26 protein-coding genes are annotated in these 26,105 nt (G+C 61.0%); 16 read left to right on the top strand and 10 right to left on the bottom strand.

Features of this window, described 5'->3' with window-relative positions:
• Nucleotides 1–48: 48 nt before the first annotated feature.
• From ACM6I5_RS00745 to ACM6I5_RS00735, 3 genes are all read right to left on the bottom strand, one after another.
• Nucleotides 49–690 (bottom strand): oxidoreductase, encoded by a 642-nt coding sequence (locus ACM6I5_RS00745; protein ID WP_017341011.1) that lies wholly within the window; start codon nucleotides 688–690, stop codon nucleotides 49–51.
• A gap of 27 nt (nucleotides 691–717) precedes the next feature.
• Nucleotides 718–2,436: a C13 family peptidase gene (locus ACM6I5_RS00740; protein WP_017341010.1), complete on the bottom strand. Its 1,719-nt coding sequence runs from the start codon at nucleotides 2,434–2,436 to the stop codon at nucleotides 718–720.
• Nucleotides 2,437–2,538: 102 nt separating this feature from the next.
• Nucleotides 2,539–2,994, bottom strand: coding sequence for a MaoC family dehydratase (locus ACM6I5_RS00735; protein ID WP_017341009.1), 456 nt, complete (start codon nucleotides 2,992–2,994; stop codon nucleotides 2,539–2,541).
• Nucleotides 2,995–3,176: 182 nt separating this feature from the next.
• Here ACM6I5_RS00735 and ACM6I5_RS00730 point away from each other — a divergent pair, with 182 nt between their 5' ends.
• Genes ACM6I5_RS00730 through ACM6I5_RS00720 form a run of 3 tightly spaced genes read left to right on the top strand, consistent with a single transcriptional unit; the run spans nucleotide 3,177 to nucleotide 4,853 of the window.
• The gene (locus tag ACM6I5_RS00730; protein ID WP_017341008.1) at nucleotides 3,177–3,539 is read left to right on the top strand and encodes a CidA/LrgA family protein; all 363 of its coding nucleotides are present in this window, start codon (nucleotides 3,177–3,179) and stop codon (nucleotides 3,537–3,539) included.
• Nucleotides 3,536–4,252, top strand: a complete 717-nt coding sequence (locus tag ACM6I5_RS00725) for an LrgB family protein (RefSeq protein ID WP_017341007.1) — start codon at nucleotides 3,536–3,538, stop codon at nucleotides 4,250–4,252. Before ACM6I5_RS00730 ends, ACM6I5_RS00725 begins: the two co-directional genes overlap by 4 nt.
• A 10-nt stretch (nucleotides 4,253–4,262) precedes the next feature.
• Nucleotides 4,263–4,853: an LON peptidase substrate-binding domain-containing protein gene (locus tag ACM6I5_RS00720; RefSeq protein WP_017341006.1), complete on the top strand. Its 591-nt coding sequence runs from the start codon at nucleotides 4,263–4,265 to the stop codon at nucleotides 4,851–4,853.
• Between the two features lie 77 nt (nucleotides 4,854–4,930).
• Here ACM6I5_RS00720 and ACM6I5_RS00715 read toward each other — a convergent pair whose 3' ends face one another.
• On the bottom strand, nucleotides 4,931–6,247 hold the full coding sequence (locus ACM6I5_RS00715) for a bifunctional DedA family/phosphatase PAP2 family protein (protein WP_017341005.1): 1,317 nt from the start codon (nucleotides 6,245–6,247) through the stop codon (nucleotides 4,931–4,933).
• Between the two features lie 107 nt (nucleotides 6,248–6,354).
• Nucleotides 6,355–7,053, bottom strand: coding sequence for a DNA-3-methyladenine glycosylase (locus tag ACM6I5_RS00710; protein ID WP_414882998.1), 699 nt, complete (start codon nucleotides 7,051–7,053; stop codon nucleotides 6,355–6,357).
• Nucleotides 7,054–7,242: 189 nt separating this feature from the next.
• Here ACM6I5_RS00710 and ACM6I5_RS00705 point away from each other — a divergent pair, with 189 nt between their 5' ends.
• From ACM6I5_RS00705 to ACM6I5_RS00645, 13 genes are all read left to right on the top strand, one after another.
• Entirely contained in the window at nucleotides 7,243–8,514 is a 1,272-nt protein-coding gene (locus tag ACM6I5_RS00705) for a glutamate-5-semialdehyde dehydrogenase (protein WP_017341003.1), read from the top strand.
• Nucleotides 8,483–9,205, top strand: coding sequence for a nicotinate-nucleotide adenylyltransferase (gene nadD / locus ACM6I5_RS00700; RefSeq protein ID WP_033037434.1), 723 nt, complete (start codon nucleotides 8,483–8,485; stop codon nucleotides 9,203–9,205). Before ACM6I5_RS00705 ends, nadD begins: the two co-directional genes overlap by 32 nt.
• A 73-nt stretch (nucleotides 9,206–9,278) precedes the next feature.
• Entirely contained in the window at nucleotides 9,279–9,773 is a 495-nt protein-coding gene (gene rsfS / locus ACM6I5_RS00695) for a ribosome silencing factor (RefSeq protein WP_017341001.1), read from the top strand.
• 9 nt (nucleotides 9,774–9,782) lie between these two features.
• Nucleotides 9,783–10,250 (top strand): 23S rRNA (pseudouridine(1915)-N(3))-methyltransferase RlmH, encoded by a 468-nt coding sequence (gene rlmH / locus ACM6I5_RS00690; RefSeq protein WP_007937439.1) that lies wholly within the window; start codon nucleotides 9,783–9,785, stop codon nucleotides 10,248–10,250.
• A 9-nt stretch (nucleotides 10,251–10,259) separates the two neighbouring features.
• The gene (gene mrdA, locus ACM6I5_RS00685) at nucleotides 10,260–12,155 is read left to right on the top strand and encodes a penicillin-binding protein 2 (RefSeq protein WP_414882997.1); all 1,896 of its coding nucleotides are present in this window, start codon (nucleotides 10,260–10,262) and stop codon (nucleotides 12,153–12,155) included.
• Between the two features lie 31 nt (nucleotides 12,156–12,186).
• Nucleotides 12,187–13,290, top strand: coding sequence for a rod shape-determining protein RodA (gene rodA, locus ACM6I5_RS00680; RefSeq protein ID WP_050558263.1), 1,104 nt, complete (start codon nucleotides 12,187–12,189; stop codon nucleotides 13,288–13,290).
• Between the two features lie 17 nt (nucleotides 13,291–13,307).
• Nucleotides 13,308–14,318, top strand: coding sequence for a lytic murein transglycosylase B (mltB, locus tag ACM6I5_RS00675; RefSeq protein WP_017340998.1), 1,011 nt, complete (start codon nucleotides 13,308–13,310; stop codon nucleotides 14,316–14,318).
• Nucleotides 14,318–15,331 (top strand): septal ring lytic transglycosylase RlpA family protein, encoded by a 1,014-nt coding sequence (locus tag ACM6I5_RS00670; RefSeq protein ID WP_017340997.1) that lies wholly within the window; start codon nucleotides 14,318–14,320, stop codon nucleotides 15,329–15,331. Before mltB ends, ACM6I5_RS00670 begins: the two co-directional genes overlap by 1 nt.
• Before the next feature lie 181 nt (nucleotides 15,332–15,512).
• A complete protein-coding gene (locus tag ACM6I5_RS00665) occupies nucleotides 15,513–16,670 on the top strand; it encodes a D-alanyl-D-alanine carboxypeptidase family protein (protein WP_414878124.1) in 1,158 nt (385 codons plus the stop codon).
• A gap of 80 nt (nucleotides 16,671–16,750) precedes the next feature.
• The gene (locus tag ACM6I5_RS00660) at nucleotides 16,751–17,026 is read left to right on the top strand and encodes a DUF493 domain-containing protein (RefSeq protein WP_017340995.1); all 276 of its coding nucleotides are present in this window, start codon (nucleotides 16,751–16,753) and stop codon (nucleotides 17,024–17,026) included.
• On the top strand, nucleotides 17,026–17,673 hold the full coding sequence (lipB, locus tag ACM6I5_RS00655; protein ID WP_017340994.1) for a lipoyl(octanoyl) transferase LipB: 648 nt from the start codon (nucleotides 17,026–17,028) through the stop codon (nucleotides 17,671–17,673). Before ACM6I5_RS00660 ends, lipB begins: the two co-directional genes overlap by 1 nt.
• 1 nt (nucleotide 17,674) lies before the next feature.
• Complete coding sequence (lipA, locus tag ACM6I5_RS00650) at nucleotides 17,675–18,697, top strand: lipoyl synthase (RefSeq protein ID WP_007946663.1); 1,023 nt, start codon at nucleotides 17,675–17,677, stop codon at nucleotides 18,695–18,697.
• 176 nt (nucleotides 18,698–18,873) lie between these two features.
• Nucleotides 18,874–19,821 carry a S66 peptidase family protein gene (locus ACM6I5_RS00645; RefSeq protein WP_017340993.1) on the top strand — a complete coding sequence of 316 codons (948 nt, stop codon included), beginning with the start codon at nucleotides 18,874–18,876 and terminating at the stop codon, nucleotides 19,819–19,821.
• Between the two features lie 95 nt (nucleotides 19,822–19,916).
• Here the strand turns inward: ACM6I5_RS00645 and ACM6I5_RS00640 are convergent, their stop codons facing one another.
• From ACM6I5_RS00640 to leuS, 5 genes are all read right to left on the bottom strand, one after another.
• Nucleotides 19,917–21,239 (bottom strand): lytic murein transglycosylase, encoded by a 1,323-nt coding sequence (locus ACM6I5_RS00640; protein ID WP_017340992.1) that lies wholly within the window; start codon nucleotides 21,237–21,239, stop codon nucleotides 19,917–19,919.
• A 62-nt stretch (nucleotides 21,240–21,301) separates the two neighbouring features.
• Nucleotides 21,302–21,466, bottom strand: a complete 165-nt coding sequence (arfA, locus tag ACM6I5_RS00635; protein WP_017340991.1) for an alternative ribosome rescue factor ArfA — start codon at nucleotides 21,464–21,466, stop codon at nucleotides 21,302–21,304.
• A gap of 112 nt (nucleotides 21,467–21,578) precedes the next feature.
• On the bottom strand, nucleotides 21,579–22,616 hold the full coding sequence (holA, locus tag ACM6I5_RS00630; RefSeq protein ID WP_017340990.1) for a DNA polymerase III subunit delta: 1,038 nt from the start codon (nucleotides 22,614–22,616) through the stop codon (nucleotides 21,579–21,581).
• A 39-nt stretch (nucleotides 22,617–22,655) separates the two neighbouring features.
• Nucleotides 22,656–23,261, bottom strand: a complete 606-nt coding sequence (gene lptE, locus ACM6I5_RS00625) for an LPS assembly lipoprotein LptE (RefSeq protein ID WP_017340989.1) — start codon at nucleotides 23,259–23,261, stop codon at nucleotides 22,656–22,658.
• Between the two features lie 86 nt (nucleotides 23,262–23,347).
• Entirely contained in the window at nucleotides 23,348–25,954 is a 2,607-nt protein-coding gene (gene leuS, locus ACM6I5_RS00620) for a leucine--tRNA ligase (RefSeq protein ID WP_414882996.1), read from the bottom strand.
• Nucleotides 25,955–26,105: the final 151 nt, after the last annotated feature.

Raw genomic sequence — 26,105 nt, 5'->3', positions numbered from 1 at the left:
CGCTACGCGACCCAACGGGAGCAAGCTCCCTCGCCACAGGTTCGCGGGTTACTTGCCGAGCTTGCGCAACTCATCCGACTCGACAATCCGCACCCCATCCTGCTCCTCCAGTGCAAGCCGCCACATCGCGCGAGCCAGTTGGCAGGCTTCGATGCCGTGGTATTTGCCCGGGATCAGGCGGGACAACGGACCGGCGAACAGCTCGGCCGGCCGAGGCTCGATACGATCGCCCAGCAATACCGAAGGCCGGCAAATGGTCAGCTGCGGCCAGTTTTGCGCGCGCAATGCGTATTCCATCTCGCCCTTAACCCGGTTGTAGAAAATCGAGGATCTGCGATCGGCCCCCAGGGCGCTGATCACGATCAAGTGCCGCGCGCCCATTTCCCGCGCCCGTTTGGCGAAAGCCACCACCATGTCGAGATCGACCGCGCGAAACGCCTCTTCCGAGCCAGCCTGTTTGATCGTGGTGCCAAGACAGCAGTAGGCGATGTCGACGCGTCCGTTCAGTTGCGGCAGGAATTCCGCCGGGTCGCCGACCGGGTTTTCCAGGTGGGGGTGCTTGGCCAACGGCCGGCGTGAGGGGGCCAATACGCGCGTGATCGTAGGCTCGTTGAGCAGGCGATCAAGCAAGTGTTCACCGGTCAGGCCGGTAGCTCCGGCAAGCAATACATGCTGAGGCGTCAAGTACATAGTGTTTCCCCCTTGATACTGATCAGCTTAGTTGCTCTTTGCATCCTTGTTGCTGATAGAGACACTTTGTAGCGCTTTTCGTGCCTGCTGTTTGCGTAACAGCTGCCAGTGGGAGAGTACGGTTTTCGGTGCCCAGATCTGCGGTTCAGAGGCTTCGAAGCTGTCCGCCAGTTCCCGCTCGGCCACGGTGGCCCTGGCCAGCTTGAAGGCTTGTTCCAGGTCGTCGGTCTGGTTCAGGGCCTGGGCGAACAGCGCATCGCCGAAGTAAGTGAAGTTGGCTTCTTCCGTGCAACCGAAGGACACACGGTCGGCCCGCGCGGCCGCCATGATCAGCGTGCGTTCGTCCTTGAGGGCGGGGATGAAACCACCGGAGTAGCAAGACGAAATCACAATGATCTTGTCGCGGTTTTTCAGCGGTGCGAGCACGGCAGCGAGTTCGTCCGCCGGCAGGTCGGACAGTTCCATGCGCGGCTGATCGAGTACGAGTTCGTGTTCGCTGGTGCCGTGGCTGGTCAGGTAGATGAAGATCAAGTCTTCCGGACCGCTGCGTTCGGCCAGCGTCAGCGCGGCGCGGCGCAGGTTTTCCCGGGTGGCCATCGGCCGATCGACGAGATGGTCGCGGTGGTTCACCAGGCGAATCTGGCCAAACGCACCGAAGCGGCTGGTCAGCATATTGCTGACGTAATCGGATTCGCGCAGGAACACGCTCTGCTTGCCGTCACCGCCCAGCGTCAGGGTGTACAACTCGATCGCCGGGGTCGAGGCCGGCACATTGGCCAGCGCATCTTCGAGCAAGCGCCCCTGAGCCAGCAGGCCAAGCTCGAGGCTGTCGGGCAGCAGCTTGCCATCGGCATCGCGCACTCGCTGGCCATTGACCCAGGTGCCGCTCTGTACGGTGCCATCGGTCAACACCAGCGTGCCATGACCTTGATAACTGTCGCCGTCGAACTGACCGATGTAGAAACTGCCGTCGGGCAGGTTCAGCCGGCCCTGGCCAGTGAAGCGCCAGTCGCTGAACTGGCCGATGTAGTGGCTACCGTCGGCACCGATCAACTCGCCCTTGCCGTTCAGCGAACCTTCCTTGAATTGGCCCAGCCAGACATCGCCGTCGGCATTCTCGTAGCGGCCCTTGCCGTGCAGTTGGTTGTTCTTGAAGCCGCCGACGTAGATGTCGCCTTCGGCGCTGTTGAAAGTCCCGTTGCCTTCCAGCTGACCGTCCTTGAAATGTCCGGTGAACTGATTGCCGCTGGCGTCACCGCGCTGGCCTTCGCCGTTGGGCTTGCCATGGGCGAACTGGCCTTGATACGAGCTGCCGTCATCGAGTTCCAGACGTCCGAGCCCTGAATATTGATCGGCCTTGAATTCGCCGCGGTAGGTCATGCCGTTTTCTTTGAGGGTGCCTTCGCCTTCGCGCCGACCCGCCTTGAAACCGCCGGTGTAGCTGCTGCCGCTGGTGGTCAGCGTGCCCTGACCGTCGAACAGTCCCAGGTTGAAATTACCGCGATACACTTCGCCGTTGCTGCCGTGCCATTCGCCCGGGCCATGCCATTGACCCTTGTCGAAACTGCCGGCGTACCAGCTGCCGTTCGGGTAGTCGACGCGACCCTGGCCTTGCAGCAATCCGTTGACCAGGTCGCCGCGATAGCGTCCGCCATCCGGCAGGCGCGCATCGGGCGGCAACAGCGATTCGCCGTCGCCGCAAGCGGTGAGCATCAGGGTCAAGGCAATGAGTGCAAGTGAGCGCATAGCGGGATCCGGGCAATTAGGCGACCGAGTATGCCGCAGCTCTATGACCTTAAATAGAGAGAGGTCGCGAAACAGCGTGAGCTGCTTCGCATCCGGGAGGGTTTACACGAAGCAGAGTGACAATGGCTCGGCGATGTAGGCCGGTTTTTCCGAACCTTCGATCTCGAGCGTGGCGGTGGCTTTGAGCAGCCATTGGCCGGGTTTCTTCTCGGTGACTTCGGTCAGGTCGACCTTGAGCCGCACTTTCGAGTTGACCTTTACCGGCTGAATGAACCGCACGCTGTCCAGGCCGTAATTGACCACCATCTTCAAGCCTTCGGGCAGGATGAGGATGTCTTCCATCAGTTTGGGGATCAGCGATAGCGACAGGAAACCGTGTGCAATGGTGCTGCCAAATGGCGTTTGCGCGGCTTTGACCGGGTCGACATGGATGAACTGATAGTCCCCTGTGGCTTCGGCGAACAGGTTGATGCGCTCCTGATCGATGGTGAGCCATTCGGAACGTCCAAGTTCCTTGCCGACATAATCTTTGAGCTCTGCAACGGGAACATAGGGCATTGAGACTCTCCTTGGGTTCATCGGTTTTATAGTTTTGAGGTGGGGGGATTTGACCTCCCGGATTACCACTTTAGATCAACATGGCGAATTGCTCCGGTCAACCGACCATGCTTTTGGCGAATGCCGGTCCATAGCGTTGGCATGCTTATAATGCCGGGCGCGATTTTTCGGGGAGAGGACGGATGTTGTTACGTGGCCTGACCTGGCTGGTGTTGTTCCAATTGCTGGGCACAGCCATCAACCATTTGTTATTGCCGGTGCTGCCGGGGCCGATTATCGGCCTGCTGCTTCTGCTGGTGTACCTGATCTGTCGTGGGCAGGTGGGCGAACCGCTCAACCTGGCCGCGAGCAGCCTGCTGCGTTACCTGCCGTTGCTGCTGGTGCCACCGGCTGTGGGCGTGATGGTGTACGCCAAGGACATTGCCGCGGACTTCTGGGCCATTGTCGGTGCGCTGGTGTTGTCGCTGCTGTTGTCCATGGCCTTCGCGGGTGTGCTGATGCAGCGCATGGTCAAGCGTCACGCGCACCGCGAGGACTCGCAATGATCCTGGACTGGCAAGGCGCCTGGACGTCGGTGATTCATCATCCGTTGTTCGGCATCGGCATTACCCTCGGCGCTTATCAACTGGTGTTGGCGGCGTTCGAGAAAACCCGCTGGATCTTTCTGCAGCCCGTGCTGGTCTCCATGTTGCTGGTGATTGGCGTTTTGGTGGGCTGCGGCCTGACGTACGCCGAGTACCGCAAGAGCACCGAGATCCTCAGCATTTTGCTCGGCCCCGCCACGGTCGCGCTGGCTGTACCGCTTTACCTCAATCTGCGGCGGATCCGGCAGTTGTTCTGGCCGATATTTACTACGCTGGTGATAGGCGGTGTCGTCGCCACCGGCATGGGCGTGTTGCTGGGCTGGTCGTTCGGTGCCGAACACATGATCCTGATGACCATGGCGCCGAAGTCGGTGACCTCGCCGATCGCCATGCTGGTGGCCGAGCAGATTGGCGGCGTCGCGGCGCTGGCGGCAGTGTTTGTGTTGATCACCGGCGTGATCGGGGCGATCTTTGGGCCGAGCCTGCTGAATCGGCTCGGCGTCCACAGCCCCGAGGCGCGTGGCATGGCGCTGGGCATGACTGCCCATGCGGTCGGCACCGCGGTGGCCATGCAGGAAAGTGAAGAATGCGGCGCCTTCGCGGCGCTGGCAATGAGTCTTATGGGCGTGGCCACGGCGGTGTTCCTGCCGTTGGCAGTGTCGATGGTGGTGTAAGGAAATGTCTATGAGCTTGCCGCTTTTCCCGCTGAACACGGTGCTGTTTCCTGGCTGCATCCTCGACTTGCAGATCTTCGAGGCGCGCTACCTGGACATGATCAGCCGCTGCATGAAACAGGGCGGCGGTTTCGGCGTGGTGTGCATTCTTGATGGCGAAGAAGTCGGCATCGCTCCGGCGGGCTATGCGCTGGTCGGCTGTGAAGCCCTGATTACCGACTTCAAACAGCAGGACAACGGTTTGCTGGGCATTCGGGTGCAGGGCGGACGGCGTTTTCACGTGTTGCGCACCGAGGTCCAGCGCGATCAATTGACGGTCGCCGAGGTCGAGTGGCTGGAAGACGAGCCCGAGCAACCGTTGCAGGATGAGGACGCCGACCTGGTTGCACTGCTCAAGGCCCTGGCCGAACACCCGATGGTCGAAGCCTTGAACATGGGCACCGAGGCGACCGGGCAACAGTCGCTGGCCAATCAGTTGGCGTACCTGTTGCCGTTTGCCGAATTGGACAAAATCGACCTGCTGCAACTCGACGATCCGCAGCAGCGACTGGATGCGATCCAGGCACTGCTGGATGAGTTGCAGGGTGAGTTGTTTGCCTGATGAAAAGATCGCAGCCTTCGGCAGCTCCTACATGGGTAAGGCGTAGGAACTTGCTGAAGGCTGCGATTTTTTGATCTTCAGTAGGCGTATCTCACCATCGCATGCGGTAAATGCCGCAACGCAAAGAACCCGAACAGCGCCACCATCGCCGGCAACACCAGCCACCAGATCCTCGGCGGCATGGCATTGAGCGGTGTCCGGCGCTGACTCAGCCCCAGGCTCGCCGCACAGACACACGCCGCCAGCATTGCGCCGGCCAGCACATCCGTGGGCCAGTGCGCGCCCAGATAGACGCGTGACAGCGCGATCGCGAGTGCCGGCAGGCAGCCCAACAGCAACCAGGTCAGACGCATCCGCGGGGGTTGTCCGCGACCAGCCAGAACGGCGAGGGTCAGAAACAGCGCGAAGGCCCCGGAGGCGTGACCGCTGGGCATGCTGTAGCTCACCAACGGATCGCTCAAGACTTCCGGGCGCACGCGGGCGAAAAACTGTTTGGTAAACGTGTTGCCGAGCGCCGTGAAGAGCAATGTGCTCCCCGCAAAAATCGCCTGTCGCCATTGCCGGGCCACCAGCAGCAGCCCTGTCAGCAGGGCGCTGAACAGCAGCATGTTGCGGAACTCGCCAATCAGCGTGAAGGTGACGGCGACTTCGTCGAGCGTCGGGCTGCGGTGTTCCTGCACCAGCGTCATGACGCCCTGATCGAGGGCGGTCAGGTGCGGGTAGCCGATAAACAGCCCCGCGAGGATCAGTAAGCTCATGCTGGTGATCAGTATTGTGGCTTTGCGATGGCGGCGCAGGCTGCTGGTCACGCTCAAGCCCACCATCACCGCGATGCTGCCGGCAACGATCCCGGCCTCAGGCCAGAAACCTTCCGGCAACGGCAAACGAATCGCAGCCCCCGTGGCCCAGCCGGGCAACAGGTAGGCGACGCTCCAACCGGCAGCGGCCAGCAGGCTGACAGCGACGAAGCGCGGGAAGGGCATGTCGAACATCCCGGCAACCATCGGCAGCATGGGCCGCAACGGCCCGATGAAACGCCCGACCAAAAGACTGGCAATGCCATAGCGCTGGAAGTAAGCCTCGGCGCCGGCGATCCATTCCGGATGATGGCGCAGGCCGGGCAGGCGCCGAATGTTCTGATGGAAATGTCGCCCCACAAAGTAGGAAACGATATCGCCCAGTACGCCGGCGGCGAATCCGAGCAACAATGTTTCGCTCAACGACAGCGCGCCGCTACCGGCCAGCACCGCGACGGCAAACAGCAACACCGTGCCGGGTACGATCAGCCCGGCAATCGCCAGGCATTCCACGAAGGCCACAATGAAAACCGCCGCGGCCAGCCACTGCGGGTTTGTCGCCAGCCATCCGGTCACGCTATCGAGCCAAGGGCCCATAAAAACAACTCCATTGAATTTCTATAAACGCCTTCAGGGCGAGCAAACCTTCCCAAACACCACACAAGCCCCGCAGAGATTGCGGATGCTTCAAGTTCTTTGATTGTTCATGTCAGCAAAAAATAATCGCGACCTTCGACCTGCCCCCGTCGCAGCGGGTTCCGCGTGCAATACGGCGCGTAAGCCGCGTCGACAAAGCGGTACATCAAGTGTTCGTCACGCCCATGGGGAATGCCCAGGCGTGTGGTTTGAATGATATGGCCAGGTGCAGGGCCGACATCCTCCACCAGCAGCACTTCATGATCGAAGCGCTTGGCGTCCCAGACCGGCACCTTCAAACCCAGCGCCTTGCACAGCAATGTTTGCCCGGCGCAAAGTTTTTGCGAAGGGCGAGGGCGACCCTGGGCATCAGGATTGTTCAACAGCATTTGCGCCAGGCTCGCCGGGCCGCTCAACTCATCGACCCATGGATAGGCGGATTTGATCAAAACCGCATTGCCTGGACCTTGAGCGCTGAAATTCAGGGAGTCGCCGCCCCGGGCGTAATACATATAGATGTGGCCGCCATCCAGAAACAAAGCCTTACGCTTTTCTGTGTAGCCGAGAGAGGCATGGCTGCCTTTTTCTTCGAAGTAATAGGCTTCGGTCTCGATGATCCGGGCGCTGAGCCACAAGTCGCCTACCCGGTGACGGATGACTTTGCCCAGTAAATCCAGGGCCAGCGTTTGCGCATCCCGGTCGAAAAACGCGTCCGGGAGCCCTGTAGGCAGGCTCGCAGCGGGCGCACGAACAGTCAGGTTGGACATGATGAGCGGCATTTATCAAAGCTGATTGAGTCGTGATGATAACAATTTGCAGCTTAATCACGGCTGAACGTCGGCAAATTGCCCTCCATTTCGACCATCCGCCCGTCACCGCTGTTAGTCGGGGGACGCGACAGCTATAATCTGCCGCTTTACTCTTTACCAAGACCTTAGCAAAGACCACCACCGACCATGACTGAGTCCGTTCTCGACTACATGACCCGCCTGGGTCGCGCTGCCCGCGAAGCGTCGCGCATCATCGGCCGTGCCAGCACCGCGCAGAAAAACCGCGCCTTGCAGGCTGCTGCCAATGCGCTGGACGCCGCGCGTGCCGAGCTGACGGCTGCCAACGAGCTGGATCTGGCCGCGGGTCGCGCCAATGGTCTGGAGCCTGCGCTGCTGGAACGCCTGGCGCTGACCCCGGAGCGTATCGACGGCATGATCGTCGGTCTGCGTCAGGTTGCAGCGTTGCCGGACCCGGTCGGGGCGATTCGCGACATGAGCTTCCGTCCGTCGGGGATTCAGGTCGGCAAGATGCGCGTGCCGCTGGGCGTGATCGGGATCATCTACGAATCCCGGCCCAACGTGACCATCGATGCTGCCAGCCTGTGCCTGAAGTCGGGCAATGCGACCATCCTGCGCGGCGGTTCCGAGGCGATCAATTCCAACCGCGCCATCGCCGCCTGCATCCAGCGCGGTCTGGCCGAAGCCGATCTGCCGTCCGCCGTGGTTCAAGTGGTCGAAACCACTGACCGCGCCGCGGTGGGGGCGCTGATCACCATGCCTGAATACGTCGACGTCATCGTGCCCCGTGGCGGCCGTGGCCTGATCGAACGGATCAGTCGCGACGCTCGCGTGCCGGTGATCAAGCATCTGGACGGCATCTGCCACGTTTATGTCAGTGCTCACGCCGATTTGCCGAAAGCCCAACGCATTGCCTTCAACGCCAAGACTTACCGTTATGGCATCTGCGGTGCGATGGAAACGCTGTTGGTGGATCAAACCGTTGCCAAAGATTTCCTGCCGTCGATGGCTGCACAGTTCCGCGAAAAAGGCGTTGAGCTGCGTGGTTGCGAGCGCACTCGGGCGATCATCGATGCCGCGGCGGCCACTGAAGACGACTGGCACACTGAATACCTGGCGCCGATCCTTTCGATCCGCGTGGTCGACGGTCTGGACCAGGCCATCGAGCACATTAACAAGTACGGCTCCCATCACACCGATTCGATCGTCAGCGAAAACCTTGCAGACACTCGGCGTTTCGTCGCGGAAGTCGATTCGTCGTCGGTGATGATCAATACGCCGACCTGCTTCGCTGACGGCTTCGAATACGGATTGGGTGCCGAGATTGGCATTTCTACTGATAAGCTGCACGCCCGTGGCCCGGTGGGACTCGAAGGCCTGACCTGCGAGAAGTACATCGTGGTCGGTGATGGCCAGTTGCGCGGCCAGGCGTCGGTCTGACTTGGGCGACCTTAATCCGTCGGCCCCGGTAACTGCCAGCGAACCTGCGCCTCGACGTATCGGCATGCTGGGCGGGACGTTCGACCCGGTGCACATCGGCCATTTGCGCGGTGCGCTGGAAGTCGCCGAATCGCTGGCGCTCGATGAGTTGCGACTGACACCCAGTGCCAGGCCGCCTCATCGAGGCACGCCGCAGGTCTCGGCGAAGGACCGTCTGGCGATGGTCGAGTGCGCGGTGGCCGGTGTGGCCCCGTTGGTGGTGGACGCCCGTGAATTGCTGCGGGACAAACCGTCCTACACCATCGATACCCTGGAACTGATGCGTGCCGAACTGGCCGCTGAAGACCAGGTTTTTCTACTTTTGGGCTGGGACGCATTTTGCGGCCTGCCCACTTGGCACCGCTGGGAAGAGTTGCTCCAGCATTGCCACATCCTGGTGCTGCAACGCCCGGATGCCGACAGCGAACCGCCGGATGCCTTGCGCAACCTGCTGGCAGCGCGCTCGGTGAGCGACCCGCTGGCCCTCAAAGGGCCGAGCGGACAGATTGCATTCGTCTGGCAGACGCCGCTCGCGGTATCCGCCACCCAGATCCGTCAACTGCTGGCCAGCGGTAAGTCGGTACGTTTCCTGGTGCCCGACGCGGTCCTGGCCTACATCGATGCGCACGGACTCTACCGTGCGCCGAACTGAATGGGAGTGCTTCAAGGCACGTGATACCAACGTGTATTGAACCACCCGAACACATGAGCAAAACGAGTTTTATATGACTGACAAAGACGTAGCTAAAGTTAAGCGCAAAGGCACATTCAAGAGCGCCCCGCTGCCAGTAGAAGTGCCAACCGGCCCTGAGCTGGTCGGCGAAGAACTGGTGAAGGTTGCCGTAGCGGCCCTGGAAGACGTGAAGGCCCAGGACATTCAGGTGATCGACGTTCGTGAAAAGCAGAGCATCACTGACTTCATGATCATCGCCACCGGTACCTCCAACCGCCAGATCGGCGCGATGCTGGACAAGGTCCGCGAAGCGGTCAAGGCTAAGGGCGTCAAGCCACTGGGTGAAGAAGGCAAGGGCGACAGCGACTGGGTCCTGCTGGATATGGACGACGTCATCGTGCACATGATGACCGCCTCGGCTCGCCAGTTCTATGACCTGGAGCGCCTGTGGGCCGGTGCAGAGCAGAGCCGTTCGGCCAGCGCTGCGCACCACAGCCCGGAAAACACCCATGAGCACTTCACCAAGCTCAACAAAGACCAGCAATAAGGGACCGCTGTGCGACTGCGACTGATCGCCGTCGGTTCACGCATGCCCAAATGGGTGGAAGAAGGCTGGCATGAATATGCCAAGCGTCTTCCGTCCGAGCTGGCGCTGGAACTGGTGGAAATACCGCTCAATACCCGTGGCAAGAACGCCGACGTGGCGCGCTTCATCCGTCAGGAAGGCGAAGCCATGCTGGCCAAGGTCGGGCCGAACGAGCGCGTTGTCACCCTCGAAGTCCACGGCAAGCCCTGGAGCACGGAGCAGTTGGCGGTCGAGCTCGATCGCTGGCGGCTGGATTCGCGCACGGTGAATTTCATGGTCGGCGGCCCCGAAGGGCTGGCGCCGGAAGTCTGTGCGCGGGCCGATCAGCGCTGGTCCTTGTCGCCGTTGACGTTGCCGCACCCGCTGGTGCGGATTCTGATCGGCGAACAGCTGTACCGTGCCTGGACAGTTCTGTCCGGCCACCCTTACCACAAGTAGTTCTGCCTCATGCCCCAGCCGATCCGCATCAAGGACCACGAAAAAGACGCCCGTCTGGTGCGTGGCCGCGTCGTGTTCGGGGCAATTGCAGTGGTGGCGCTGATCGGCGTGCTGATCGCGCGCCTGTATTTCCTCCAGGTGATTCAGTACGAGTACCACTCGACCCTGTCGGAAAACAACCGCGTGCATGTGCAGCCGATTCCGCCCACCCGTGGGCTGATCTTCGACCGCAATGGCGTGGTGGTGGCCGACAACCGGCCGAGCTTCAGCCTGAGCATGACCCGCGAGCGTTCCGGCGACTGGCAGCAAGTGCTCGATGTGATCGTCGAAGTGCTGGAGCTGACGTCCGAGGATCGGGTGATCTTCGAGAAACGCATGCGCCAGGGGCGACGGCCATTCGAGCCGGTGCCGATTCTGTTCGAGCTGACCGAAGAACAGATCGCCCGCATCGCCGTGAACCAGTTCCGTTTGCCGGGAGTTGAAGTGGTTGCGCAACTGGTGCGGCATTACCCGCAGGGCGCGCACTTTGCTCACTCGGTGGGTTACATGGGGCGGATCAACGAGAAGGAGCTGAAGTCCCTCGATCCGGTCAATTACAGCGGCACCCACCACATCGGCAAGACCGGTATCGAGCGCTTCTACGAGCCCGAGTTGCACGGTCAGGTGGGTTACGAAGAAGTCGAAACCAACGCGCGAGGCCGCGTATTGCGGGTGCTCAAGCGTACCGATCCGATTCCCGGCAAGGACATCGTCCTGAGCCTGGACATCAAATTGCAGGAAGCCGCCGAAGCAGCGCTCGGCGGTCGCCGTGGCGCGGTGGTAGCGCTGGACCCGAAAACCGGCGAAGTACTGGCAATGGTCAGTCAGCCGAGTTTCGACCCCAACCTGTTCGTCACCGGCATCAGCTTCAAAGCCTATTCCGAGTTGCGCGACTCCATCGACCGGCCGCTGTTCAACCGCGTGCTGCGTGGTCTGTACCCGCCGGGTTCGACCATCAAGCCGGCGGTGGCGATTGCCGGTCTGGATTCGGGCGTCGTCACGGCGTCGACCCGGGTCTTCGACCCCGGTTACTACCAACTGCCCAACTACGACCACAAATACCGTAACTGGAACCGTACCGGTGACGGCTATGTCGACCTGGACACGGCGATCATGCGGTCCAACGACACCTACTTCTATGACCTGGCGCACAAGCTGGGGATTGATCGCCTGTCGGCCTACATGGGCAAGTTCGGCATCGGCCAGAAGGTCTCCCTGGACATGTTCGAAGAGTCGCCGGGGCTGATGCCGTCCCGTGAGTGGAAGCGCGCGACCCGTCGTCAGGCCTGGTTCCCGGGCGAAACACTGATTCTCGGGATCGGCCAGGGCTACATGCAATCCACGCCGCTGCAACTGGCCCAGGCCACGGCGCTGGTGGCCAACAAAGGTGTATGGAACCGTCCGCACCTGGCCAAGACCGTCGAAGGCGAACGGCCCAAAGATGACAATCCGATGCCGGACATCATCCTGCGCGATCCGTCCGACTGGACCAAGGTCAACCATGGTATGCAGCAGGTAATGCATGGCGCCCGTGGTACCGCGCGCAAGGCCTCGATCGGCGCGCAATACCGGATCGCGGGCAAAAGTGGTACGGCCCAGGTGGTTGCGATCAAGCAGGGTGAGAAGTACGACCGCTCCAAGGTTCAGGAACGTCACCGTGACCACGCCTTGTTCGTCGGCTTCGCGCCGGCCGACAACCCGCAAATCGTGGTGTCGGTGATGGTCGAGAACGGCGAGTCCGGTTCCGGCGTCGCCGCACCGGTGGTGCGCCAGGTCATGGACGCCTGGCTCCTGGACCAGGACGGCCGACTGAAAGCCGAATACGCCAGCCCAATCAGTGCGGAGGCTACGGCCCGTGAAGAGTAATTTCGATCGCATCCTTTCCAGTGAGGATGTGATGCGTCGCCGCGCGACGCTGTTGCAACGCATGCACATCGACGGCCCGTTGCTGATCCTGCTGCTGACCCTCGCGGCCGGTAGCCTGTTCGTGCTGTATTCGGCCAGCGGCAAGAGCTGGGATCTGCTGGCCAAGCAAGCCACGTCGTTCGGCATCGGCCTGGTGTCGATGATCGTCATCGCCCAGTTCGAGCCGCGCTTCATGGCTCGCTGGGTGCCGGTGGGTTACGTGCTCGGCGTGCTGTTGCTGGTGGTGGTGGACGTCATGGGCCACAACGCCATGGGCGCCACGCGCTGGATCAACATTCCCGGGGTGATCCGCTTCCAGCCTTCGGAGTTCATGAAGATCCTGATGCCGGCGACCATTGCCTGGTACTTGTCCAAGCGCACCTTGCCGCCGCAGCTCAAGCATGTGGGCGTCAGTCTGTTTCTGATTGGTTTGCCGTTCATTCTGATCGTGCGCCAGCCCGACCTCGGTACTTCGCTGCTGATTCTCGCGGGCGGTGCGTTCGTGCTGTTCATGGGTGGCCTGCGCTGGCGCTGGATTCTCAGCGTGCTGGCCGCGGCCGTCCCGGTGGCCGTGGGGATGTGGTTTTTCATCATGCACGACTACCAGAAGCAGCGAATCCTGACGTTCCTCGACCCGGAAAGCGATCCGCTGGGCACGGGCTGGAACATTATCCAGTCGAAAGCGGCCATTGGCTCCGGCGGCGTATTCGGCAAAGGCTGGCTGCTGGGCACCCAGTCGCACCTGGACTTCCTCCCGGAAAGCCACACCGACTTCATTATTGCGGTCATGGGCGAGGAGTTCGGCCTGGTCGGCATCTGCGCGCTGCTGCTGATTTACTTGCTATTGATCGGCCGCGGGCTGGTGATTACCGCCCAGGCCCAGACATTGTTCGGCAAATTGCTCGCGGGCGCCCTGACCATGACGTTTTTTGTTTACGTTTTCGTCAACATAGGTATGGTCAGTGGCCTGTTGCCGGTTGTGGGGGTGCCGTTGCCGTTCATTAGCTACGGAGGAACTTCGCTGGTAACGCTGCTGTCAGCGTTTGGGGTTTTGATGTCGATCCATACCCATCGTAAGTGGATCGCGCAAGTTTGAATAAGGTGAAGATTTCAATGCAAGTAATGCGTGGCTGGGCGACTCGATACGCGCCATGGGTCGGCCTGGTAAGCATCCTTGGCACTGCGCAGGACGCGTTGGCCGGCGATTACGAAGGCACACCCCAGGTGGCCGAATTCGTCGGTGAAATGACCCGCGACTACGGCTTTGCCGGTGAACAGCTGATGGGCGTGTTCCGCGAAGCCGAGCGCAAGCAAACGATTCTGGACGCGATCTCGAAACCCGCCGAGCGGGTCAAGCAGTGGAACGAATATCGTCCGATGTTCATTACCGACGCGCGCATTGCCCGCGGCGTGGATTTCTGGCGGCAGCACGAGGCGGTACTGGCACGCGCCGAGCAGGAATACGGTGTCCCGGCCCAGGTGATTGTCTCGATCATCGGCGTTGAGACCTTTTTCGGTCGCAATACCGGCAATTACCGGGTAATCGACGCCTTGTCGACCCTGGGTTTCGACTATCCTCCCCGTGCCGAATTCTTCCGCAAGGAATTGCGTGAGTTCCTGTTGCTGGCTCGAGAAGAACAGGTCGATCCACTGACCCTCAAGGGCTCCTACGCCGGGGCGATGGGCTTGCCGCAGTTCATGCCGAGCAGCTTCCGCGCCTATGCGGTGGATTTCGACGGTGACGGCCACATTAATATCTGGACCAATCCCGACGATGCCATCGGCAGCGTTGCCAGTTACTTCAAACGTCACGGCTGGGTGGCCGGTGAACCGGTGGTCAGCCGCGCGGATGTGCGTGGCGAGCAGGTCGACGAAGGTTTGACCACCGGCATCGAACCGACTAAAACCGTCGGGGAGTTGCGGGCGCTGGGGTGGTCAAGTCATGATGCGCTGCGCGATGATATGCCGGTCACGGCATTCCGCCTGGAAGGTGACAATGGCCCTGAATACTGGATGGGCCTGACGAATTTTTACGCTATCACGCGTTATAACCGCAGCGTGATGTACGCCATGGCGGTACATCAACTGTCTGAACAGCTGGTCCAAGCACGGGGCGTCAAGTAATGCGGGCATTGCCTATGAATAAACCCCTGAAGCTGATGGCATTCGCCGCGTTGGCGGTGCTGGTCGCCAGTTGTTCGACCAGCCGCTCGCCGACACAGAAGTCTTCTTCCACCGCCGTGCGCTCGGCGCCGGGGCTGGACATCAACCGCGCCCACAAAGATGGCGCACCGTGGTGGGATGTCGACGTATCGCGCATCCCGGATGCCACACCGACCCTGCACACCGGTCCTTACAAGGCCAACCCGTACACCGTACTGGGCAAGACTTACTTCCCGCTGCAGGAATCCAAGACCTACGTCGCCTCGGGCACGGCGTCCTGGTATGGCACCAAGTTCCACGGCCAGAACACCGCCAACGGCGAGGTCTATGACCTGTATGGCATGAGTGCCGCCCACAAGACCTTGCCACTGCCAAGTTACGTTCGGGTGACCAACCTGGACAACAACAAGACCGTGATCCTGCGGGTCAATGACCGTGGCCCGTTCTACTCGGACCGCATTATCGACTTGTCCTACGCGGCGGCGAAAAAACTCGGCTATGCCGAAACCGGCACTGCGCGGGTCAAGGTCGAAGGCATCGATCCGCAGCAATGGTGGGCGGCCAAGGGCCGTCCGGCACCTTTGATGCTCAACGAGCCGCAAGTCGCGCAAAATACCGCGCCGACGATTACCGCTTCGGCCGGTACGGTCGAACAATGGACGCCACCGCCGCAGCAACACGCCGCGGCCGTCGTGCCCGTGCAGATCGATGCAAAAAAAAACGCTTCTGTACCAGCCTCTGGCCAGTATCTGCAGGTGGGCGCGTTCGCCAACCCGGACGCTGCAGAGCTCCTGAGATCGAAGCTCAGCGGGATGGTGAGCGCTCCGGTGTTCATCAGCTCGATCGTGCGCAATCAACAGACACTGCATCGGGTGCGCCTGGGGCCGATCGGCTCGCCGGGTGAAATCCAGCAAGTGCAGAACAGTGTGCGCCTGGCCAATCTCGGTTCGCCGAGCGTGGTCACCGCCGAGTAATACGTAGTACTTGATTGACGGTTCACTTGCAGTTTCAGGGGTGAACCTGGTTGTTGGCTCGTTGAAGAACAAAAGCCCGGCAAGGGTTCTGAGTGAACGACTGAACACGCGACAACCCGTTAGAAGGTTGTCTGATTAGTTTTGCCCTCGGGCAGTTTCCATTAGCGATTTCGAGAGACGGATGAACATCACCACCTTTGCCAAACGCCTGTGCCTTCTAGTCCCGCTGCTCCTCTCGCCTGCCGCTTTTGCGGTCGAGATGATGCCGTCGCCGCCACAACTGGCCGCCAAAGCCTACGTGCTCATGGATGCCAGCAGCGGCAACGTGCTGGTCGAGAACAACGGTGACCAGCGTCTGCCGCCTGCCAGCCTGACCAAGCTGATGACCGCGTACATCGCGACCCTGGAAATCCGTCGTGGCCAGATCGGCGAAAACGATCCGGTGACCGTCAGCGAAAACGCCTGGCGCACCGGCGGTTCGCGGATGTTCATCAAGGTCGGTTCGCAAGTGACGGTCAGCGACCTGCTGCACGGCATCATCATTCAGTCGGGCAACGACGCCAGTGTTGCGCTCTCCGAGCACATCGCCGGCAGCGAAGACGCTTTCGCCGACATGATGAACAAAACCGTGGCCGACCTGGGCATGACCAACAGCCACTTCATGAACCCGACCGGCCTGCCGAACCCGGAGCACTACTCGTCGGCCCACGACATGGCCGTGCTGGCTCGCGCGATCATCCACGAAGACCCGGCTCACTACGCGATCTACTCGCAGAAAGAGTTCTTCTGGAACGGCATCAAGCAACCTAACCGCAACCTGCTGCTGTGGCGTGACAAGACCGTTGACGGTCTGAAAACCGGCCACACCGAAGAAGCCGGCTACTGCATGGTGTCTTCGGCCGTTCGTGATGGCATGCGCCTGATCGCGGTGGTGTTCGGCACCAACAGCGAAGTGGCCCGCGCATCGGAAACCCAGAAGCTGCTGACCTATGGTTTCCGTTTCTTCGAAACCCAGACCTTCTATCAGAAAGGCGCCGAGCTGGCCCAGGCCCCTGTCTGGAAAGGCAGCACCAATCAAGTCAAGGCCGGCCTGGCTGAAGACCTGACCATGACCCTGCCAAAAGGCCAGCTGAAAAAGCTCGCCGCCAGCATGACCATGAACCCGCAACTGGTTGCGCCAATCGCCAAGGGCGACGTGATCGGCAAAGTCGAAGTGAAACTGGACGACAAGGTGGTGCACAGCGCTGACCTGATCGCCCTGGACGCGGTCGACGAGGGTGGTATCTTCCGTCGCATGTGGGATAGCATCCGTCTATTCTTCTACGGCTTGTTCAACTGAATTAGTGTGGACTCTCATGGCCTCGCTCCAATCCGGAGCGGGGCCATGTCCGTTGCCACGGCTTACGAGGCCGTTACGCCATGACAGACACCGAAGTAAATGCGCCAAAGATCGAATTCCCCTGCGCGGATTATCCGATCAAGGTGATCGGCGACACCGGCGTGGGTTTCAAGGACAAGATCATCGCGATCCTCGAGAAACACGCGACCGTTGACCACAAGACCCTGGCCGAGCGCCAGAGTACCAACGGCAAGTACACGACTATCCAGCTGCACATCATCGCCACCGGTCAAGAACAGCTGTACGACATCAACAGCGAGTTGCGGGCTACCGGTTTCGTGCACATGGTGCTGTGATGTCTGGCACGCTGGGCTTTCGCGACCTCGGCCAGATGGCATACGAGCCGGTCTGGCATGCCATGCAGCGCTTCACCAACGAGCGTGGTAGCGATGCCGCTGACGAGATCTGGCTGGTGGAACACCCACCGGTGTTCACCCAGGGCCAGGCCGGCAAGGCCGAGCACTTGTTGCTGCCAGGGGATATTCCGGTGGTGCAGGTCGATCGTGGTGGCCAGGTGACTTATCACGGCCCCGGTCAGTTGGTGGCCTACCTGTTGCTCGATGTACGCAAGCTCGGTTTCGGCGTGCGTGACCTGGTCACCCGCATGGAACACTGCCTGATCGAGCTGCTGGCCAGTTACGGCGTCACTGCCGCGGCGAAGCCGGATGCGCCGGGCGTCTACGTCGACGGCGCGAAAATCGCTTCCCTGGGTCTGCGGATCCGCCACGGTTGTTCCTTTCATGGCCTGGCCCTGAACGTGGACATGGACCTGGAACCGTTTCGACGGATTAATCCCTGCGGCTACGCCGGGCTGGCGATGACCCAGCTGAGCGATCACGCAGGATCGATTGAATTTGCCGAGGTAAGTGCCCGGCTGCGCGCGCAGCTCGTCAAACACCTCGACTATGCTGAGCAGACGACCCTAACGGGCGGAATCGACTGATATGACTACTGATGCAGTGCAAACCATGATCCCGACGCTGGATGTCACCGAGCGTCCGGCCCCGCGTGCCAAGGTAGAAGCCGGCGTCAAGCTGCGCGGCGCCGAGAAGGTTGCACGCATCCCGGTGAAGATCATCCCGACCACCGAGCTGCCGAAGAAACCCGACTGGATCCGCGTGCGCATCCCGGTTTCCCCGGAAGTCGACCGCATCAAGGCCCTGCTGCGCAAACACAAGCTGCACAGCGTGTGCGAAGAAGCGTCCTGCCCGAACCTGGGCGAGTGCTTCTCCGGCGGCACCGCGACGTTCATGATCATGGGCGATATCTGCACCCGTCGCTGCCCGTTCTGCGACGTGGGCCACGGCCGTCCGAAACCACTGGACGTCAATGAGCCGGAAAGCCTGGCCATCGCCATTGCCGACCTGAAACTGAAATACGTGGTGATCACCTCGGTTGACCGCGACGACTTGCGTGACGGCGGTGCCCAGCACTTTGCCGACTGCATCCGCGAGATCCGCAAGCTGTCGCCGAATGTGCAGCTCGAAACCCTGGTTCCGGACTACCGTGGCCGCATGGACGTCGCGCTGGAAATCACCGCCGCCGAGCCACCGGATGTGTTCAACCACAACCTGGAAACCGTGCCGCGCCTGTACAAGGCTGCGCGTCCGGGTTCGGACTACCAGTGGTCGCTGACCCTGCTGCAACGCTTCAAGCAGATGATGCCGCACATTCCGACCAAGTCCGGCCTGATGCTGGGTCTGGGCGAGACAGACGAAGAAGTCATCGAAGTCATGAAGCGCATGCGTGAACACGACATCGACATGCTGACCTTGGGCCAGTACCTGCAACCGTCCCGCAGCCACTTGCCGGTGCAGCGTTTCGTGCACCCGGACACCTTCGCCTGGTTCGCCGAGGAAGGTTACAAAATGGGCTTCAAGAACGTCGCTTCCGGCCCGCTGGTACGTTCCTCGTACCACGCCGACGAGCAGGCGAAGCTGGTTAAAGCCGAGCTGATGTCGTCCTGATCACGCGGTGAGAAATACAAAATGCCCGCATGGCTTTCCGGCCCTGCGGGCATTTTTTCGCCTTGCCTACGGCGATCACCGTTTTTTCCTGCAACCTGCGGGGCGACTGACCCTCTTCTGTTTGTCCCCGTTCCTGACTACTGTGTGCTGAAGATTTCGCGCAGGGAGATTCATGGATGACCGTTCGACCGACCCACACACTGTTTCCACATACGCCGGTGCCGGCGTTGCCCCGGGAAGGGCTGATCGGCGTAATCGCGCCTGCCGGCCCCGCAGCCCTGGACACCGACAAAGCCGTGGCCTGGATGCGGGCCCGCGGTTACGCGCTGCGAATTTTTCCCGGTGTCTACGAGCAGGACGGGTACCTGGCCGGCAGCGACGATGTGCGCCTCAATGACTTGCACGCGGCGTTCGCCGACTGTGAGGTCGATGCAATCATTTGTCTGCGCGGCGGTTACGGCACACCGCGTTTGCTCGACCGCATCGATTTCGAGTTGCTGCAAAACAACGCCAAGCCGTTCATCGGCTACAGCGATATCACGGCGCTGCACCTGGCGATCAGCCGTTATGCGGGGTTCGTGACCTTTCATGGTCCGTTGCTCAATGCCGATCTGTTGGGTGACAAGCAAAAGCCTACCGAGGCTTCGTTTTTCAACATGCTCAGAGGGCAGGTGAAGGCGGGCAGCGTGCTGGCGCACCCGGTGGCCTATCCGTTGACGACCATCGAGCCTGGTATCGCTCACGGGCGCTTGTTGGGAGGCAATCTGGCGATGATTGCCGCGACCATGGGCACGCCTTATGAAATCGATGCCGAGGGCGTCATTCTGTTTATCGAGGACATCAACGAGCCGTTGTATCGGATTGACCGGCTGCTGACTCATCTGCGTCTGGCCGGCACGCTGGGCAAGCTGCGCGGGGTTCTGGTAGGGGATGTGGCGGGGGTCGATACGGTCGCGCTGGAGCGTTTGCTCAAGCAGACCTTTGAGCCGTTGCGGATACCGGTGCTGTCGGGGTGGCGCAGCGGGCATTGCGATCCGAACCTGACGTTGCCGCTGGGGGCGTTGGTGAGGCTGGATGCGGGGAGCAAGGAATTGGTGCTGGAGCAGGATGTGGTGGTCAGGTAAGTAGCGGGGCTACAAAAAAGATCGCAGCCTTCGGCAGCTCCTACAGGTGAATGCAAAACCCTGTAGGAGCAGCCGAAGGCTGCGATCTTTTGTTTTTAGCGGTTACGCAGGCCTTCGAGCAACTTGTGCGTCGGGTACCCATCCGCCGGCCAGCCAAACGACTGCTGCGCACTGCGAATCGCCTTGCGGGTGTTGGCACCAATGATGCCGTCGGCGGTGCCTGCATCGTATTTCTGGGCGCTCAGCAGGTTTTGCAGCTCGATCCGCTCGGTACGGCTCAGCGGCAAATCATCCTTGGGCCAGGTGCCGTTGATCAGACCCGCGCCGTTGAAACGTTCGGACAACAAACTGACCGCCAGCGCATAGGACGAAGAGTTGTTGTACTTGAGGATCGCACGGAAGTTGTCGAGCACCAGGAATGCCGGGCCGCGGTAACCCGCCGGCAGCAACAGCGCTGCGGACAGGTATTCGGAGCCCGCTGGAACCTGTCCGCCGTTAGGCAGCGTCACGCCCAGTTGCCGCCATTCGGCGACAGTCTTGCGGATCGTGCCATCAGCCAGCACGTAGTTGAAGCTCCCCGGTAGCTGAACTTCAAAGCCCCACGGCTGACCTTTTTGCCAGCCAGAGCTTTGCAGGTAGTGGGCGGTCGAGGCCAGGGCGTCGGCGGAGCTGCCCCAGATGTCGCGGCGACCGTCGCCATCGAAGTCCACGGCATGGGTGTTGTAGGTGGTCGGGATGAACTGGGTCTGGCCCATGGCGCCGGCCCAGGAACCGAGCATCTGCTCCGGCTCGATATCACCCTGTTGCAGGATCTGCAGGGCCGCGATCAATTGCGCATGGGCGAAACCAGGGCGCCGGCCTTCGTAGGCCAGGGTCGCCAGGGAGTTGATCACCGACTTGCTGCCCTGAAACTGGCCGAAGTTACTTTCCATGCCCCACACCGCGACCAGCGCCTGACGATCGACGCCGTAGCGTTGTTCGATGCTTTGCAGGATGTCGGCGTATTGGTTGACCAGCGCCTGGCCTTTGCGCACACGCAGCGGCGACAGGGCGCCGTCGAGGTATTCCCACACCGGGCGGGAAAACTCCGGCTGGCTGCGGTCGGCACGGATTACGCTGGTGTCCAGGCTGACATTGGCGAAGGCGCGATCAAACAGGTCGGCGCGGATGCCGGCGGCCAGGGCATCCTTGCGAAAACCCGCCTGCCATTCGGCGAAGGTCTGGGTCGGCAGGATGTCGAGATTTTCTCCGGTCGGCACCACGGGCGGGATCACCGCAGGGGCTGTCGCGACGGGAAGGGTCTGAAGCGGTTGGGCGTCGGCGGCGGTCGGTTTTTCCGCGCAGGCGACAAGCAGAACGAGGCTGGAGGCAGCTATCAATTGGCGCAGGTGCCAACGACGGGAAATACAAAAGGGCATGCACGGGTCCAGGGAATACGAATCAGGTGCAGACCTTAACATGTTGAGCGCTGGCTTGCCTTTCAGGCCGCCAGAAAGTAAGAAGCCTCCCAGTTGTCAGACTGGAAGGCTTCGCGGCGGTAGCTGCCTTTGCCCTTGCCGGCTCGTTCCTGACGGCTGCGGAACAGTGGCTGGGCGATGATGGATTTGGCCTTGTTGGGGCCATTTTTAGATGGCTTTTTGCTCATGATGACTTCTCGCAAGTGAGTGGGGGTTGCGGGGGAAATCATCTGCCGAAGTTGGGGTTCTGTCTACAGTGCAAATGGATGTGTTTTGTGTAGGAAGCAGGATCTTTTGATCTTACTCCGCTGGCAATGACAATCTTTGCCCGGCCATCAACAGCGACAACCGACTCAGACTCATCCACGGCGAACCCGCAGCCTGGCCTTTGATCTGTGCGTCAATCCGCTGTGCTTCCAGCAACAGCTGCGCCCAGCGTTGTGCCGAGTAGCGTTGCAGGGCTTTGCTCATCAGCGGTTTGCGTTTGTCCCAGACCGGCGGTCGGGCAGAGCTGAAGGCTTTGTCCAGCGGCACGCCCTGACTGTATTGCAGCGACAGGTTGGCGAGCAGGCGCAGTTCACGGGCCAGGGCCCAGAGAATCACCGGCGGCTCGACGCCTTCACCGCGCAAGCCTTCGAGCATACGCAGGGCATGCGCTGCTTCACCGTTGAGAATCGCATCGGTCAAGCCGAAGACATCGAAGCGCGCACTGTCGGCTACCGCCGCTTGTACGGTCTCGACGGTGATCTGGCCGCCTTCGGCCATCAGCTTGAGCTTTTCGATTTCCTGGGCGGCGGCCAGCAGATTGCCTTCGACGCGCGCGGCGATCAGCTCGACGGCGTCCTGGCTGGCGGAGAGCCCGGCCTGGGACAAGCGCTGGCGGATCCAGCTCGGCAACTGGTTGGCATCCACCGGCCAGATTTGCACGAACTGAGTGTGCTGGCCTTCGACCAGCGCCTTGCCCCACTTGGTTTTCTGCGCACTGCCATCGAGTTTCGGCAGGCTGATCAGCAACACGGTGTCTTCAGCTGGTCGCGAGCAGTATTCGATAAACGCGGCCGCCCCTTTGTCACCGGGTTTGCCGGACGGCAGACGCAGCTCCAGCAGGCGTTTTTCAGCGAACAACGACATGCTTGCGCCGGCCTGCAGCAACGTGCCCCAGTCGAAACTGGCGTCGGCGGCAAACACTTGGCGTTCGTCGAAACCCTGTTGGCGAGCGGCGGCACGAATGGCGTCAGCGGCTTCCTGGCACAGCAACGGGTCGTCGCCACTGATGACGTAGACCGGCGCGAGAGCACCTTGCAAGTGTTTGGCGAGTTGGGCGGGGGCGAGTTTCATAAGAGAGGGCGAACGGGGCGCCTGAGCGCCCCGTAAGTCTTACTGCTGCGGGATTTCGATAGGCGACTGACGCGGCGTTTCCGCTTCAGCCTTCTGTGCGGCTTCCAGTGCCGCAGCTTCAGCCTTGGCCTTGGCCTCGGCGGTCTGTTGCAACTGATCCAGCTGGGCCGGCGACAGTTGCTGCAAGCGCAACATCATGCGTTGTACCAGTTCGCGACGGATCTCCTTGCGAGCATCGGTGGCCTCCTGATCGGAACCCACCAGGTTGTTGCCGTCGTGGATAAAGACTTTCTGCACTTCGAGCTTGTCGCTCAGCAGCGCAAGATTGTGCTCACCACGGATGTCGTAGTTGAGTACTGTAGTGACCTGGTACTCGCCAGTACGACCGGCGCCCGCATAACTGAGGATGCGCTGGCTTTCCTGCTCATCGGCCAGCACCAGTTTGTAAGGTGCGCCCGTGTGGATATTGACGCCGCTGCTCTCCAGCAACTGACGCATCATGGTCACGGTTTCTCCATAGGAGTTGCGTGCACTCAGGTCGAGTTCCTTGAAGGCGAGTTCATAGGTACCGGTGCCGCGCAGCTGGAAACCGCAGGCGCTCAACAGGACCGCAAGGCCCATCACCAGCAAATTGCGTTTGATCATCTTGTTGCTCCCCTTGAAACCATGTGGGCCGACCGTGCGGCCCGAAAGGTTTTACTCGGCGCCAGGCTCCCTGGCGCCTGATCCAATTAGCTGGCGACGATATTGACCAGTTTCCCGGGCACTACGATCACTTTACGAATAGTCAGGCCATCGACGAAGCGCAGCACGTTCTCGTTGACACGGGCAGCGGCTTCGACTTCTTCGCGAGTCGCGGAGGCCGGCATCTCGATCTGGCCGCGCAGCTTGCCGTTGACCTGGATGACCAGCGTCAGGCTGTCCTGAACCAGTGCGGTTTCGTCCACCACCGGCCAACCGGCGTCGATCACCGGGTCTGCGTGACCCAGTTGATTCCACAGCTCGTGGCTGATGTGCGGGGTGATCGGAGCCAGCAGCAACGTCACGGCTTCCAGACCTTCATAAACCAGCGCGCGATCCTGTTCAGTGCCTTGCGGGGCCTTTTCCAGTACGTTCATCAGCGTCATCACCTGGGCGATGGCCGTGTTGAATTTGTGGTTCTGGCCGACGTCGTGGCTGGCCTGCTTGATGGCCAGGTGGATCGAACGGCGAACGGCTTTCTGCTCGTCGTTCAGGCTGGCGACGTCCAGGTTGCCCGGCAGGCCCTGAGTGACGTGGGCTTGAGCCAGGCGCCAGACGCGCTTGAGGAAACGGTGCGAACCTTCTACTCCGGAGTCGGACCATTCCGCGCTCATGTCGGGTGGCGAGGCGAACATCATGAACAGGCGGCAGGTATCTGCACCGAACTGGTCAATCATCGACTGAGGGTCGACGCCGTTGTTCTTTGACTTGGCCATCTTCTCGGTGCCGCCGATTTCTACCGGCAGGCCATCTGCGATCAGTTTGGCGCTGATGACCTTGGCCTTGCTGTCGCGTTCGAGTTCGACGTCCGCCGGATTGAACCAGGTGTAGGCACCGTTGGCTTCGCGACGATAGTAAGTCTCGGCGATCACCATGCCCTGGGTCAGCAGGTTCTTGAACGGCTCGTTGGAGCTCACCAGGCCTTCGTCGCGCATCAGCTTGTGGAAGAAGCGCGCGTACAGCAGGTGAAGGATCGCGTGTTCGATACCGCCGATGTATTGATCCACCGGCAACCAGTGATCGGCCGCCGATTTTTCCACCAGACCGCCTTCATAGTGTGGCGAGGCGTAACGGGCGTAGTACCACGAGGACTCGACGAAGGTGTCCATGGTGTCGGTTTCACGCTTGGCCGGTGCACCGCATTTCGGGCAGCTGCACTCGTAGAACTCAGGCATGCGCGCCAATGGCGAACCAGCGCCGTCCGGTACCACGTCTTCGGGCAACACGACCGGCAGTTGATCTTCCGGGACCGGCACATCACCGCAGGTGGTGCAGTGAATGATCGGGATCGGGCAACCCCAGTAGCGCTGGCGGCTGATGCCCCAGTCGCGCAGGCGGAACTGGGTGCGCGAGGCGCCGAGGTTCTTCTTGAGCAGCGCGACTTCAATGGCGTCGAACGCGCCTGGGAAGTCGAGGCCGTCGAATTCGCCGGAGTTGATCAGCGTGCCGTGCTCGCCGTACGCATCCTGCCAAGGGGCCGGGTTGGTGTCACCGGAACTGGTGCGCACCACGGATTTGATCGGCAGGTTGTACTTGGTGGCGAACTCGAAATCACGTTCATCGTGAGCCGGAACAGCCATCACCGCGCCATCGCCGTAGTGCATCAGCACATAGTTGGCGACCCATACCGGGAGTTTCTCGCCGGTCAGCGGGTGCTCGACGAACAGCGAGGTCGGCAGGCCCTTTTTCTCTTGAGTGGCGACGTCGGCTTCGGCGACGCTGCCGCCCTTGCATTCAGCGATGAACGCCTGCAGCTCAGGGTTGTTCTGTGCGGCCAGGGTGGCCAGGGGGTGTTCGGCGGCCACGGCAACGTAGGTCGCGCCCATCAGGGTGTCCGGACGGGTGGTGAAGACTTTCAGTGCGCCGGTTTCGCCGATGGAGTCGACGTTGTACGGAAACTGCACTTCCATGCCGCGGGATTTGCCGATCCAGTTGCGCTGCATGGTCTTGACCTGTTCAGGCCAGCCGGTCAGTTCGTCGAGGCTCTCCAGCAGTTCATCCGCGTAGGCGGTGATCTTGAAGTAGTACATCGGGATTTCGCGCTTTTCGATCAGCGCGCCGGAACGCCAGCCGCGACCGTCGATCACCTGTTCGTTGGCCAGGACGGTCTGGTCGACCGGGTCCCAGTTCACGGTGCCGCTTTTCTTGTAGATCACGCCTTTTTCGAACAGGCGGGTGAACAGCCATTGTTCCCAGCGGTAGTAATCCGGTTTGCAGGTGGTCACTTCACGGGACCAGTCCACCGCCAGGCCCAGGCTGCGCAGCTGGGTTTTCATGTAGGCGATGTTTTCGTAGGTCCACTTGGCGGGCGCTACGTTGTTCTTCATCGCGGCGTTTTCCGCCGGCATGCCGAAGGCGTCCCAACCCATGGGTTGCAGGACGTTCTTGCCTTGCATGCGCTGGTAGCGGGAGATCACGTCGCCGATGGTGTAGTTGCGCACGTGCCCCATGTGTAGCTTGCCGCTGGGGTAAGGGAACATCGACAGGCAGTAGAACGTCTCCTTGCCTGGCTGTTCACTGACTTCAAAGGACTTTTGCTCGTCCCAGAATGACTGGGCGGCGGCTTCGATTTCACGGGGCTGATATTGTTCGTGCATGGCTACTTTTGAACTGAATAGGGGTGGCCTAATCCTCTTCAATGCAACGCTGGACGGTGATCACGCCAAATCGGCGTTGCGATGCCCAAGCGAGCTGGAAGTGGAGTTACAGGAAGCGCCGTAGCATACATGACCGCACTCTACCGAGGGA

This window comes from Pseudomonas sp. IT-P171, assembly GCF_949767765.1.
In the GTDB taxonomy this organism is placed as follows: domain Bacteria; phylum Pseudomonadota; class Gammaproteobacteria; order Pseudomonadales; family Pseudomonadaceae; genus Aquipseudomonas; species Aquipseudomonas fluorescens_B.
Note: the sequence above shows the minus strand (reverse complement) of the source record. Positions and strands in the feature narration are given on the sequence as shown.